We start from the raw sequence: 13,334 nt of genomic DNA, 5'->3' as shown, positions 1-13,334 counted from the left end.
ATGTTTTTTGGAACTTACATTTATGAAACAGATTCAATAATATGGTTTAATAATTCTAATGTTTTTTCTTGGTTCTCCCGGACGGTCTTTAATATTGAATCATAGCTGATTTCAGCGTTACATATCCCATTTGCATAATTATCTATAGTACATATTGCAGCAAAAGGGAGATTGAGTTCATGAGCAACCGTAAGTTCACTTCCTATAGTCATTCCTACCACATGCGCTAATTGAGACATCCAGATAATCTCTGGTCTGCTTTCAAGTCTGGGCCCACAGGTTTGTATATATGTTCCACCTTTTTTTGCATCCGGACAGAGATTGGCTAGATGTGAACGGAGATAAGAATCAAACATAGGGTTTGCATGACCAATGGAATGATTGTATATGGAAGGTATAGGTGCAAGACTTACAAAGTCATCAGGAATGATTCGTGTTCCAGGGGGAATGTCTTCTCTGAGTGAACCGGTGGATCCAAGTGCTATGATTTGTTCTGCTCCTGCGAGTTTGAGAGCAGCAATATGAGATCTATAGGGGATTTTATGTGGGGCACATCTGTTTTGATGTCGAAGGAGGAGAAGAAATCCATCACCCTTGAAAAGTTCACTGGTTCCATACGGGGTATTTTGTTCAAATTTTGATAACTCAGATCCCTTGTAATCGAGTAGAGATGTTCCGCCAATTATTCCAAGCATAAATGTGCGGAATCTATTGGTCCTCTGGTAAAAAAATCCTTTCAGATTTTCGTGATATGGTATTGATATGAGTGATGATGATCTGAGTAATGATAAATGGATGATTATATATGGCAGGAGTTGCAACCTAATAAGGCGGGCCGGTAGATCAGTGGGAGATCGCTACCTTGGCATGGTAGAGGCCGCGGGTTCAATTCCCGCTCGGTCCATTATTATTTTTCAAATATTGAATGTCGTTTAACGATCTGGATTTTTCTGATAGAGTCAATTACATCTTATTTTTCTTTATTTCGTAACAGTTGAGAATCATTCACAAATCTCTCGATAATATCGACATATGTCTGACAGATTACAGATTGAGCATGAAGGTCTTCGTGCTGTACATACTCTCCTCCCATGAAGAATGAATAGTCCGTTAATTTCTCCCCACATATATTGTGGGAAAATGCATGTTAGGTCTGTTTCAATTCGGTTTGGTTCACTATTATCCGTCAGCCCAAGGCGCATGGAGATACGACGGACATGGGTATCAACTGCAATTCCTTCAGTCTTGGAAAAAGCGTGATCAAGCACAATATTTGCAGTTTTTCTCCCTACTCCCGGCAACCTAACCAGATCTTCCATATGGTCGGGAATTTCTCCATGAAACTCTGTGGCAACTAATTTCGATGCTGCAATAATATTCCTGGCTTTCGTATGGAAAAATCCGGTAGGGTGTATGATTTTTTCAACATCATCCAAAACTGCATTTGCAAGAGAGAAGACATCAGGATATCTTGCAAAGAGCTCCTTTGTCACTATATTCACACATTTATCTGTCGTTTGTGCGGAAAGAATGGTGGCGATTAGAGTTTCATATGGATTTCTGAAATGAAGAAATTCATCTCTGCTTTGAGAAAGATCATATCGTGAACGAAGACGCGTAATGATTGTTTCAGGATCAAAAACAGACATAAAAACATGGGGTAACGCAGATTCGAACTGCGGTCAAAGCGTCCCAAACGCTCTAGGATGGACCAGGCTACCCTATTACCCCGTGCGGGATATATGTTGATGCCAGTACTATATATATTCTTTCTTTTTACTTTTGGAGTGGGAAAGGTGATTTCCCATCCGGAGATACGAGTGTTCCGGTATATCTGCCAGTTTCAATGGCTTTTTCCAATTGGGTGGGATCTCTTCCATCCATGACAAGGAGGGGGATTCCGCATCGCTCAACCATCTTCACGGCTACAATATCCATGACTGTGTTCACTCCTGCCACCGCCTGCTGACCAATAACAACTCCGAGTAATTCAGAGGCCGTCATAACATCGTAACGTTTTGCAGAGGTATCTTTCCTTGGATCTGCTGAATATATTCCGTCAACAGCTGTAAGATTAATGAAAAGATCAGCCTGTACACGCTCTGCTAATACTGCAGCCACCGCATCAGTAGTCTGGCCTGGCGTGATGCCTCCCATGACTACAATCTTACCAGTTTCAGCTGCACAGAGGGCCTCAGTATGAGTCTCTACAACTCCCGGATATGCTGCCTTCCCAAGAGCACCGACAAGTAAAGTTGCATTCAGCCTGGTAACCATAATACCTAGTTCATCTGAAAATGCATCATCGGCATCAAATGACCGGGCAAGAGAGATATACTGACGGGCAGTCCCTCCCCCGCCAACAACAACAAAAAGACTATGGTGAGCAGAAATTCTGGTTAAAACAGAGATATATGGTTTAATGTTTGGACGATCTATCTCAGGAAGAAGAATTGACCCGCCCAGTGAGAGTACAATAATAGCCATTCAACCTCATACGTTACCTAATCGAAACCATATAGGTTATTCAGAACAATGAAATCATTTATAAATAAAGGATGGAACTTTCACTAACAAACAGGTGACCATGGAAGCGAGACATTACTCCCGTGATGATTCAGGTATTATGCACTGTAACCTGTGCAATCATCGTTGTAACATTGCGGAGACGAAAACTGGGATATGTGGAGTGAGAAGATCGATACGGGGCCAGCTTATTGCTGAAACATATGGGCGGATCTCGTCTGAGGCCGTTGACCCGATTGAAAAGAAACCTCTCTACCATTTTCTTCCAGGGACTTTATCCTATTCTCTTGGCAGTGTTGGATGTAATTTTTCGTGTAGTCATTGCCAGAACTGGCACATATCTCATGCTGGATTTGACAGTGTCAGATTGAAAACATTGTCACCGGAAGAAGGAGTAAAAAGGGCCATAGCGTCAGGTTGTTCGTCGATATCCTGGACATATAATGAACCGACCATCTGGTTTGAATATACACAGGACATGGCACGGCTTGCTCACCAGCAGGGCCTGAAGACTGTATATGTAACGAATGGTTACATGACCGAAGATGCTCTGACTGATCTTGCTCCTGATCTTGATGCCTGGCGGGTGGATATTAAAGCTTTTACCGAAGGATTCTATCATAAAATTTGTAGGGCCCGCTTGCAACCGGTACTTGATACAACTATCAGGGCAAAAGAACTGGGACTTCATATTGAGATTGTAAATCTTATCATACCCGGTCTGAATGATTCGCCAGATGAGACCGGGCGATTGGTTTCTTGGGTAGTGGACAATCTTGGGCCAGATATTCCCATTCATTTTACCAGATTTCATCCTGATTTTCAAATGCAGGAAACTGTAGCGACACCTGTTCCAACTCTGGAACGGGCTTTTCATATTGCCAAAGAAAAGGGGCTTCGGTTTCCCTACCTTGGAAATGTGCCAGGACATGAATATGAACAGACGTGGTGTCCTCATTGTAATAACCTGCTAATCGGACGTTCCGGCTACTCTGTCGGGCCTGTACATCTCCAAGATGGATTGTGTGCTCACTGTGGAGAGAAAACCGGTATAATTACTCGGTTATGAATTCCGAATCTGGTACAAAATTTTTCTGCGACCGAATGGCAGGCTCTTTATGCAAATATCTCCGGTTTATGGGATATGATTGCATCAGTGCTAATGATATGCCGCCCGGAAATTCACGTGAGGATACGATAATACTGAACATTGCCAAAACAGAACACCGATATATTTTAACTCAGGATTCTGAACTAGCCAGACGAGGTGAAGGTATTGCGATCCGGTTGATATCGTCAGATCTAGGTGACCAAATCAGTCAGTTGGTTTCTGCAGGACTCATCTCTCCCCGGATAAGGTTAACTCGATGTTCACGGTGTAATGCACTTCTTATGAAGGGACCTGGTATTAACCCAGTCAATCCGTTTGCCCCTGATGATGAGACACTCATGCACTGCCCGGTATGCTACCGACAGTACTGGGAAGGAACCCATACCAGGAATATGAGAGTTCGGTTAGAAGAAATGACTGGCAATTGCGAAAAAGGATAATTATTACCTGCGTGCCCTGTTGTTACATATGGAACTTAATCTTTGAGAATAATCCCTGCTTTTGCCATGAGAATGAGTGCCTTTTTTTCTTCCGGCTTGCTCGAAACTCCTGCAAGAGTATCAATTTCATCTGCAACCGATTCAAGTTCATCAAAAATCCGGTTTGCATCCCGGCGGATCTCCCTGATTGATTCCCGAAGACTTCGTCCACGGAGATGGATAAGCCGTCGGTCCCGGTAAACCATACCAGATCGTGACAGATTTCTCAGGTGATGATTCACCCTGCCTTGTGATATTGCGAGGAGTGAACCAAGTTCATCTGAAGATATTCCGGCATAATTGGATGAATGCTGAAGTATTTTCAGAATGATCTGTGTTGACAAATTATCAACATCCCGGCCCGAGGAGAGACCGAGTGTATCACAAAGCCAGTAAATTTCTTCGATTAGATCTCTTCTGTTTGGTCTGGGGAGAGTTTGAAGGATTAGCCGTTTTTGCATGGATGAGATGCCGATCAGGTTATTGTTGATATCATATCAATATTGTTGAAATGATTCCGAGCAGATGAATAAGATTTATATAGAATTTTTAATCAACAATTATGTGCATATTGCATTTCAAAGGAGTTTAACGTATGGCAATTACACCAATCGGACCCCGTGTCCTGATTAAACCTTATAAACAGGAAGAGAAGACCAAGGGAGGCATTTACATCCCTGACTCTGCCAAAGAGAAGAAGAAACAGGGAGAAGTAATCGCCGTCGGAACATTTGAAGATGGAAAAGAACTCCCTCTCAAAGCAGGAGATATCATTCTCTATGGTGGATACAGCCAGGAAGAGATTGAACTTGACAAGGAAGATTATGTTATTGTCGAGTTTAAGAATGTTGTCGCAAAAATGAACTAGGTGTCATTCATGTCAGCAAAACAACTCATGTTCAATGAAAACGCCCGTCATGCACTCCTTGACGGCGTTAATAAAGTTGCTAATACCGTAAAGATCACCCTCGGACCAAAGGGAAGAAATGTTGTCCTTGATAAGGCATCTGGTCCGGTTGTCACCAATGATGGTGTCACTATTGCAAAAGAGATCGAGCTGAAAGACAAGTTCGAGAATGTTGGTGCAAAACTCATCAAGGAAGTCGCATCAAAGACCCAGGACACCACCGGAGACGGAACTACTACTGCAACCGTGCTCGCACAGTCCATGATCACTGAGGGTATCAAGAATATCACCGCCGGTGCAAACCCAATTGAGATCAAGAAGGGTATCATGAAAGCGGTCGATGCTGCAGTCGCAGATATCAAGGCAAAGAGCATCGAGGTCAAGGATAAAGAGACCATCAACCGCATCGCCATCATATCTGCAAACAATGACGAGGAGATCGGGAACCTTATTTCTGAGGCAATGGACAAGGTTGGATACAATGGTGTCATCACCGTAGAGAACTCAAAGACCTTAGAGACCAGCCTTGAGCATGTCGAAGGTATGCAATTTGATCGCGGGTATATCTCACCTTACATGGTCACCGACCAGGAACGCCGTGTTGTCGAGTTTGAAGAGCCATACATCCTCATCACCGACCGGAAGATCTCAAGCCTGAAGACCTTAATCCCGGTCCTTGAGATGATCGCTCAGACTGGAAAACCACTCCTTATCATCGCTGACGATGTTGACGGAGAAGCCCAGACCGCTCTTATCTTAAACATCATCCGCGGAGCCATCAAGGTCTGTGCAGTCAAGGCACCGGAGTTCGGAGATGTCAGAAAGGAAGTCCTCCAGGACATTGCAATTCTTACTGGCGGAACTGTCATCAGCGAAGAGCGGAACCTTGCAATCGAGGATGTTACCCTTGATATGCTTGGCCAGGCCAGAACCATCAAGGTTGACCAGGACAAGACCACTGTCGTAGGCGGCAAGGGTAAGAAGTCAGACATCGAGACCCGTAAGAAACTGATCGATTCCCAGCTCAACATCACCGAGAAGAAGTACGACAAGACCACCCTTCAGAACCGTCTTGCAAAACTCTCTGGTGGTGTCGCAGTCATCAAGGCAGGCGCTGCAACCGAGACCGAGGTTAAAGAGAAGAAGATGCGTATCGATGACGCACTTAACGCAACCAAGGCAGCAGTCGAGGAAGGCTATGTCGCCGGTGGTGGAGTTACCCTCTTCCGTGCAACCAAGGCACTTGACTCTATGAATGCTGACCCTGAACAGATGATCGGTGTCAACATTGTAAAGCGTGCTCTCGAAGAGCCACTCCGCCAGATAGCAGACAATGCAGGTCGCGAGGGTGCCGAAGTCATCGCTATGATCAAGAACAATGCAAGCGAGACATACGGATACAATGCAAAGACTGACACCTATGAGGACCTTCTCCAGGCAGGTGTTCTTGACCCGACAAAGGTTGTCAGATCCGGTCTTCAGAATGCAGCATCAATTGCAGGAATGCTCCTGTCAACTGAAGCAGTTGTTGTCGATTTCGACGAAGAAAAAGATAAGACATCTGCAGCAATTATTATCTAATCTTTTTTTTTTGCAGATTACATTTGAAATTGTCTTTTTTGGCGTTCTTTATTATTTGTAATATACATCACCCCAAAGAACAGGGCGATACAAAAACAAAGAACTGCAGCTATAATTAGTTTCCACGCCATATCTGCGGATTCTGATGTTACAGCCATAGCTACGAAGATGAGACCAATGATGCAGGCCCCGGTTATCTCAAAAGCATATAAAAACCGTTCACCGAGCTGAACCATATTGCTGTATACTCCTGCAATTCCAAATATTTTATGACGCTGATGACCGGATAAAAGTTCCGTTTGTCTCCATGTATATCCAGAAGGAACTAAATGGTTGTATTTTCCTGGTATCTGCAAATGTGCCCTGAGCACCACTTATAATGGCTGGATCGTATTGTTGTCTGGTCCCGTTAAATTGAAGAATACTTACCCATGTGGAATTTGAACCAGTCAGAAGATCACATGCAGATATTTCTGTGAGTGATGGTGATCCAATTAGGTTCCAACCTGGAGAGACTCCTTTTGAACTATTACGATTAGTTTCAAGTACCAGTGGCACTGACACTAACTTATCTGAAAATACGAGAATCCCCTCCATTGGCACTGGTGAGATATCCGGATTATGTGGCATCCATTCTGAATTCACTCCTCTGTAAGTCCATATGGTATGGCTATCAGTGTTTACTTTTGAAAAAAGATCACGACAGGTCTTTTGGGATCGAAGAGGTGCCGGAATTGATACAAAATTCCATCCCTTATTCAGAGTTAGATCATACAAAGTCGAATTTTTCTGCCCAAGGTTTCTTTTCATTTCAAAGAAATTATTTCCGCTTGAAAACTCCTTTAAGGTTTTTTGGAGCCGTAATTCCTCAGCTGCTTTCATGGCATCAGGAGCATTCAGAAGGCCATATCCATAATAAATGTCTCTTCCGGTACGCCCAAGATCAGTCGCTGTGGTCTGCAGGATTGAACGTATTTCATCAGCGGTAAGTCCAGGGTACTCATTTTTTATCCTACCCGCAACTCCGGCAACCTGCGCAGCAGCAAAACTGGTTCCCGAACTCATACAATAACCGTTCTTGGTACATGCAGATATTAGGTCTTCACCTGGAGCTACCAGTTCTGTATATATGCCATAGTTGGAAAAATAAGAGAGTCCATCAGTTTTGGCAACTGAACCTACAGATATTACATTAAAATTATCTGATGGATAGTGTACGGTGTTTGAGTCTTCATTTCCTGCCGGTGCAATAAGAAGAACACCTTTTTCTTTTGCATAGGTAATAGCACGTTCTTCAGCCAACGAAGGTTCAGTCCCCCCATAACCCATCAGAATAATGCCAGCTCCTGCATCTGTTGCATGAGTTATTGCCAGTGCTGAATGAGAAGCAGGTAAGGAGACATTCGTTGCCCCAATTCTTTCCGCTATGATGGATAGTGTAGAATTATTTGCAGGAGATGAAATAAATCCTCCAATCTGGGAGACGATGTCACTTAAAGCAGTTCCATGCCCGTCTATGTCTTCTGGTCTGCTGTCTTGCTCCACCCAGTCATAACCCCTGATTAATTTCCCTATATCCGGATGATCAAAATCAGCTCCGGTATCGATTACTGCGATAGTACATATTGAGAGGTTCTGGGTTGGTTTTCGAACATTATGTATGCCAATACGGGAATATGCCCATTGGTCTGGAGAATTATTCGTTATTTTCTCATCGTACTGTACGGTTCCAGAAATGCGCAGGGCATCCCGCTCAATTTCATCGACCCAGGGCAGATTTAAAAGTTCATTTGTGATGTATTCGGTTTTATTTGGATCGGTATCGACCGTGATAAATCCAAGTTCAGGGCATCGAAGAGAGTATGTAATATTATCTGGAAGTATAACCTCAGGTGGAACAGGTTCGTATCCTCCAGATTCATTCTGGGCAGAATACACAACCAGGCGCACATCTGGCGATTGTTCTGCCATTCCCTGAATTGAACACAGCCCACAGAATATCAGCAAGATTGCGCATGAAATATGTAGAAAGCCAGTAAAGCTAACGCTCAAATTCAGGCATCCCCTTTTTCGCCCCACCTTTGTCTCCTGCCCGAGTACTTCTTGTTCTGTCCCTGAGAGACAAAAACCCTCTCATTTGTTAACAGACTGGAAACAAAATACCTGGACGAGTCATGTATATCCACCACCCTTCAGACGGGTATAAAAGACGTGATGGAGAATACGTTCCTGCCCCACCATTGATGATAGAAGGTCTGAATTCCTGAGTTTTTGCATCAAAAACAAGAACATACGTCCATGCATCAGTAAGTGGAGAGAGAAGCTCCCGAGCTGTTATACTTTCTCTTCCTGGAACACCAACCGGATTCCAGCCAGGATGAAGCTGTTTCATCGTCTGGTTTACTGATGTAGTGTCAAACTCCAGATTCAGAGAGGTCTCATCAGCTGAATATATCCAGACAACATCCATTTGAAGTAGAGTATCATCTGGTTTAACGGCATTCCAGGATCCTTTGGCAGCATTAAATCTCCAGATTGTATGATGCACAGTATTAATTACTTCAAAAATTCGTGCTGTTGAACCTAATTTAAGTGGGAAAGGGATTGAGATCATATTCCATCCCGGATATACTGTTATTTTTTCTACGGGATCGTTTGTTCTGGGTTCAAAACTGCACCCATTTATCAAAGGCAGCCAGTGCATGTTATGGGTGGAATTTGGGATGGTCAGATTAGAAGCACGTGGTATCCCCAGGCCATAGGTTGCATTCCAGGATTCTTCTTCGGTATTTGTTGTGTTTAATAGAATCCTTCGAACGTCACTTTCTTTAAAATTTGGATTCACGCTCCATATTAGGGCAGCAAGACCTGCAATGTGCGGAGCTGCCGCACTTGTTCCGCTAAATACAGCCTGTTGCATTGTTCCGGTTAGTACGGTTATATGGTCTGGTGCAACAAGATCAGGTTTCTTCCGAAGTTCATATGCTGGGTGCCTGATGAGAACTGGTCCGCGGGATGAATACTCCTGAACGGTAATATTTTTTGGATCAGGTGCTGCTGCTCCAACTACAATTGCTTGTTTTACTGCCTGCTGACCAAAAATCGAATCTTCGGTAGTATATGGATCCATAATAACAGATCTTCCTGATAACGGGAGTACATAAATTTCAAGGAGAGCTTCATCGGCGGCTGCCTGCACCACTTTAACGGTGTATTCTTTAATTTTATCTCCGTTATTGACAAATCTCACCCATTCCATGGGATCATCATCGCCATCCTGCAGGTTTACACTTCGGGCAATTTCACGCCCTGACTCATCATAAAGAAAGAGATCATAGTTATTTGAGGAATATCCAACCCTGTCATCCCATTGTAAAATCACATGGCCGGCTAGACCGGGAGATACAGAAAAGTGCAAATCACGACCCTTTGAGCCATTAAAATTCTGCCATAGATAACCCTGTTCTTCATATCCGTTAAATGGTGCTTGATAATGTTCTTTTGCAAAATTTCCAGCCGCAGTTATGTATAGAATATTATAGGAGAGTATCCTGTCAATGATATTCTGGGCAATATATCCATCTTCAAAAAATGGTTCAACATAGGTGATATCGTCACAAATGATGTTACATCCATGAATGATGAGTTGATCAAGGGCTCTGACGTATTCTATCTGGCTTGATCCCCTGTCATGAAAATAGAGTGACGCATTCGGTGCAATGTCATGAACGATCTGAAGCATGGCAAGCCCTTCATCACCGCCAATAGTGTCTGACAAGACAGTAACATTTGGGAGTTCACCAATTTTTTTTAATGATTCAAGGCCATCTACTCCGTCTGAAATCACTCCGACACAAATCCCTTCTCCTGATAAACCTGATGTGTTACGAAAGTCTCTGGTCATCAGAAGATAATCTCCTTCTGTTTGTATCTTAGAAGTCCGTGGGGGAATTTGAACAACTAAGGATACTATTCCTTCCTGCATTGCCAGATTTGTGATGTTCTCCGCACTGATCCATCCACTAATGCGTCCATATACGGAATCAAGGGCTGGTTGTAAAAAGAATTGTTCAAACACTGAAGGAGAGGTGGTCGGTTTTGTTTTTGCCGAGATCCTGACTTCTATTTCTCTGTCTTCAATCCGAATTTCACCGGTTTTTTCCATGAGCGCCATTATGTCTGCTCTGGACTGTCCGGGAGAAAGATACGAGTCATCAAGAAGCTGGAGAAGATCTGTCGAGAGTTTTGTCTTCCATAAAGTACCCGGGATATCAGGGGTTGTCAGATCGTCAGGTAATACTTCAAGTGATCCGGAGCCTGCCGGAGGAAACACCGGAGTAATGCTTCGAATCCCGACATAATTTCCAAGTAATGAAAGATTATCTGAAGTAACCCAACCAGAAATTAAATTATATGAAGGATCTTCTATTGGATGTGATAAAAAGGGAAGGATTTTTTTGCTCGTTTCATTGTCATCCAGTTCTATTGTGATGTGAACCAACCAGTCTCCTTCATCGTTCCTGCGAATCTGATGATTAATCTCCATGCTTTTCATAATGTCATCCGGAGACATGCCAGGGGGACATAATGATTTATCAAGAAGCTGGAGAAGATCACTTGACAATGATGAATATTTTTGAGTGCCTGCTTCAGGAGAGTGGTTTTCTTCAATGCCTGCAATAACTGATTGATTCAATACGATTAACAGGATTGTCAATAATATAAACCATAAAATCCGCTTTCTCACCTGTTCACCACTGGGAAATAGGTTTACCAACAGATCTTAAGAAGTCTTTCGCCAGGTAACCACTTATTTTATTTGTATACGGCAAACCTGATGTCATGGATGTTGAGGGTTATGCCCGTCGGAATCTTGAAAGAGGCAGGGCTCCCCAGGATATTATTACAGATCTCGCTGGTCGCATCGTTGAAATCAAAAAAATAAGCCATGAACATGCCCTCAATTTTGCACACGCTGTTCTTGTAGAAGTTCAGGCTACGTCAAACCTAACCGCTGATATTCTGAAATATGAAAAAGCCGGTGTATCGATGGGGGCCTTCGGTGTCGGATCAAGAGGTACTGGAGATTTTTATGCACATCGGAAGATTGCAGAGATCATAGGAACATCCGGGGCAACTGTTGGAGTTGAGGATATGGATGATGCCGGGGTTGTACAGGCTGGTGGTCAGTTTATCGTCTGTACAGTGGACGGGATGCATTCCCGGCTGTCAGACTTTCCATATTTAGCAGGATTCCATGTCACCCGGGCCACACTTCGAGATTGTTATGTCATGGGTGCTCGTCCGGTAATGCTTTTTTCTGACATCCATGTTGCTGATGATGGTGATGTTGCGAAAATTTTTGATTATACTGCTGGAGTGACTACTGTTGGTGAACTAACCGGTGTTCCCCTTGTAAGCGGGTCTACTCTTCGAATAGGAGGAGATATGGTTATCGGAGACCGGATGACCGGGTGCGTTGGTACTGTCGGAGTTGCTGAGCATATTACCGCACGACGACAGGCAGCAGATGGTGACCTTCTTCTCATGACCGAGGGAGCCGGAGGAGGGACCATTGCAACAACTGCTCTGTATTACGGATATCACGATGTGGTTGACCGGACAATTAACCTTACCTTCCTTCGTGCAGCAGACAAAATTCTCTCAAGTGATCTGCTTGGTTCCATTCATGCTATGACTGATGTGACAAATGGAGGTCTTCGGGGTGATGTTCATGAAATGGCAAAAACTGCAGGACTTCGGTTCGTCGTAATAGAGGATGCTGTCCAGGATCTGGTTGATCCAATGGTATACCGGATGCTGATGGATCTGGAGATAGATCCACTTGGTGTATCCCTTGATGCTATGTTGATAATTGCTCCACCCGATGTTATTTATCAGGTTCAGTCTCTTCTGTCAGGAATCGGAGTGAAATCGTCGGTAGTTGGAAAGGTGGAAGTTGGAACTCCTGAACCGGTTTTAATCAGGGATGGAAAAGAAGAGCCATTTAATCCAAGGTTCCGTGAGGCTGCATACACTCCTCTGAAAAAACTTGTCGAGAGAGAACAGCAGGATTTTGAGATGATGAAACAGAAAGTAGACCATGCGGCAAAGGCAGCAATTGCAAAGAAAGAACGGGTAATTCAGAAACTTTCAGGCAAATAATTAATAATTATTTTCAGTTCAGAAATAAACACCTGCTCATTACATTCAAAAGTGTATGGAAAAAAAGAATATATCTCAAAAAAATCATTCATCAGATAATTCTTTACTTTCAGTCGCATTTGATCTTATCTTTCGAAAAGGCCGTTCCCCCCCATCATGCCCCAATCCTGATAAATCTGCATTATGTTTACGTATCCAGTCGATGGTTCCGGGAAGTTCTGATGAACTTTGCATCCAAGCTATAGATCGTGTAAGAAAACTATCAATTAATTCTTATGATATATCTGTTGATTATCTCCAAGGATCGTTCGGGGATGATGAGCAAGCCATTGAATCTGCAATCAAGATGCTTTCAGATAAAAATCCTGGTTTTTCTGAAGATGAATATGTGAAAGCATTTGAGGTGGGGATGATGTGGGCTGGCTTCGCATAAAACTAAGAATCAACGTTTTTTAGCAGTATTTCTCATTTAATTATTGTTCATCTCTGGAAGGATATGTTTCACCCGCTCTTTTTTTCTTCTCTGACTGCTATACATAGGGTTTCATCTGATTCATCTATTGAA

Annotated in this window: 13 protein-coding genes and 2 tRNA genes; 7 read left to right on the top strand and 8 right to left on the bottom strand. The window is 43.3% G+C overall.

All coding sequences use genetic code 11. The features are described 5' to 3' along the window. Positions 1-20: 20 nt before the first annotated feature. Complete coding sequence (locus KSK55_RS03455; protein WP_218608186.1) at positions 21-695, bottom strand: MTAP family purine nucleoside phosphorylase; 675 nt, start codon at positions 693-695, stop codon at positions 21-23. 137 nt (positions 696-832) lie between these two features. Here KSK55_RS03455 and KSK55_RS03450 point away from each other — a divergent pair. Further along, a tRNA-Ala gene (locus tag KSK55_RS03450) sits at positions 833-904 on the top strand. A 97-nt stretch (positions 905-1,001) separates the two neighbouring features. On the opposite strand, the gene nth is transcribed toward KSK55_RS03450, so the two are convergent. The 3 genes from nth to pyrH all read right to left on the bottom strand — a co-directional run bounded on the left by nth (position 1,002) and on the right by pyrH (position 2,487). Next, complete coding sequence (nth, locus tag KSK55_RS03445; RefSeq protein WP_218608185.1) at positions 1,002-1,649, bottom strand: endonuclease III; 648 nt, start codon at positions 1,647-1,649, stop codon at positions 1,002-1,004. A 7-nt stretch (positions 1,650-1,656) separates the two neighbouring features. Then, positions 1,657-1,731: transfer RNA gene (locus KSK55_RS03440), tRNA-Pro, on the bottom strand. 45 nt (positions 1,732-1,776) lie between these two features. Next, on the bottom strand, positions 1,777-2,487 hold the full coding sequence (gene pyrH / locus KSK55_RS03435) for a UMP kinase (RefSeq protein ID WP_218608184.1): 711 nt from the start codon (positions 2,485-2,487) through the stop codon (positions 1,777-1,779). Positions 2,488-2,587: 100 nt separating this feature from the next. On the opposite strand from pyrH, the gene amrS reads away from it, so the two are divergent. Then, positions 2,588-3,595, top strand: a complete 1,008-nt coding sequence (amrS, locus tag KSK55_RS03430) for an AmmeMemoRadiSam system radical SAM enzyme (RefSeq protein ID WP_218608183.1) — start codon at positions 2,588-2,590, stop codon at positions 3,593-3,595. After that, positions 3,592-4,077: a Mut7-C RNAse domain-containing protein gene (locus tag KSK55_RS03425; protein WP_306128158.1), complete on the top strand. Its 486-nt coding sequence runs from the start codon at positions 3,592-3,594 to the stop codon at positions 4,075-4,077. The genes amrS and KSK55_RS03425 overlap by 4 nt, the downstream gene beginning before the upstream one ends. Positions 4,078-4,112: 35 nt before the next feature. Here the strand turns inward: KSK55_RS03425 and KSK55_RS03420 are convergent, their stop codons facing one another. Continuing rightward, positions 4,113-4,577 (bottom strand): winged helix-turn-helix transcriptional regulator, encoded by a 465-nt coding sequence (locus tag KSK55_RS03420; protein ID WP_218608181.1) that lies wholly within the window; start codon positions 4,575-4,577, stop codon positions 4,113-4,115. Positions 4,578-4,711: 134 nt separating this feature from the next. On the opposite strand from KSK55_RS03420, the gene groES reads away from it, so the two are divergent. Together groES and groL are read left to right on the top strand one after the other, a co-directional pair. Next, positions 4,712-4,984, top strand: a complete 273-nt coding sequence (gene groES / locus KSK55_RS03415; RefSeq protein WP_214418808.1) for a co-chaperone GroES — start codon at positions 4,712-4,714, stop codon at positions 4,982-4,984. Between the two features lie 9 nt (positions 4,985-4,993). After that, positions 4,994-6,604, top strand: coding sequence for a chaperonin GroEL (groL, locus tag KSK55_RS03410; RefSeq protein WP_214418807.1), 1,611 nt, complete (start codon positions 4,994-4,996; stop codon positions 6,602-6,604). A 17-nt stretch (positions 6,605-6,621) separates the two neighbouring features. Here the strand turns inward: groL and KSK55_RS03405 are convergent, their stop codons facing one another. The 3 genes from KSK55_RS03405 to KSK55_RS03395 form a co-directional block, all read right to left on the bottom strand. Continuing rightward, positions 6,622-6,840: a hypothetical protein gene (locus KSK55_RS03405; protein ID WP_214418806.1), complete on the bottom strand. Its 219-nt coding sequence runs from the start codon at positions 6,838-6,840 to the stop codon at positions 6,622-6,624. Between the two features lie 31 nt (positions 6,841-6,871). Continuing rightward, positions 6,872-8,575, bottom strand: a complete 1,704-nt coding sequence (locus tag KSK55_RS03400; protein WP_218608180.1) for a S8 family peptidase — start codon at positions 8,573-8,575, stop codon at positions 6,872-6,874. A gap of 169 nt (positions 8,576-8,744) precedes the next feature. After that, on the bottom strand, positions 8,745-11,351 hold the full coding sequence (locus KSK55_RS03395; RefSeq protein ID WP_218608179.1) for a S8 family peptidase: 2,607 nt from the start codon (positions 11,349-11,351) through the stop codon (positions 8,745-8,747). Positions 11,352-11,446: 95 nt separating this feature from the next. On the opposite strand from KSK55_RS03395, the gene KSK55_RS03390 reads away from it, so the two are divergent. Further along, on the top strand, positions 11,447-12,769 hold the full coding sequence (locus KSK55_RS03390; protein WP_218608178.1) for an AIR synthase-related protein: 1,323 nt from the start codon (positions 11,447-11,449) through the stop codon (positions 12,767-12,769). 55 nt (positions 12,770-12,824) lie between these two features. Next, positions 12,825-13,202 (top strand): hypothetical protein, encoded by a 378-nt coding sequence (locus KSK55_RS03385; RefSeq protein WP_218608177.1) that lies wholly within the window; start codon positions 12,825-12,827, stop codon positions 13,200-13,202. Positions 13,203-13,334 lie beyond the last annotated feature (132 nt).

Source organism: Methanospirillum hungatei (genome assembly GCF_019263745.1).
GTDB classification, from domain to species: Archaea; Halobacteriota; Methanomicrobia; order Methanomicrobiales; family Methanospirillaceae; genus Methanospirillum; species Methanospirillum purgamenti.
This window is presented reverse-complemented; position numbering and strand designations above follow the sequence as displayed.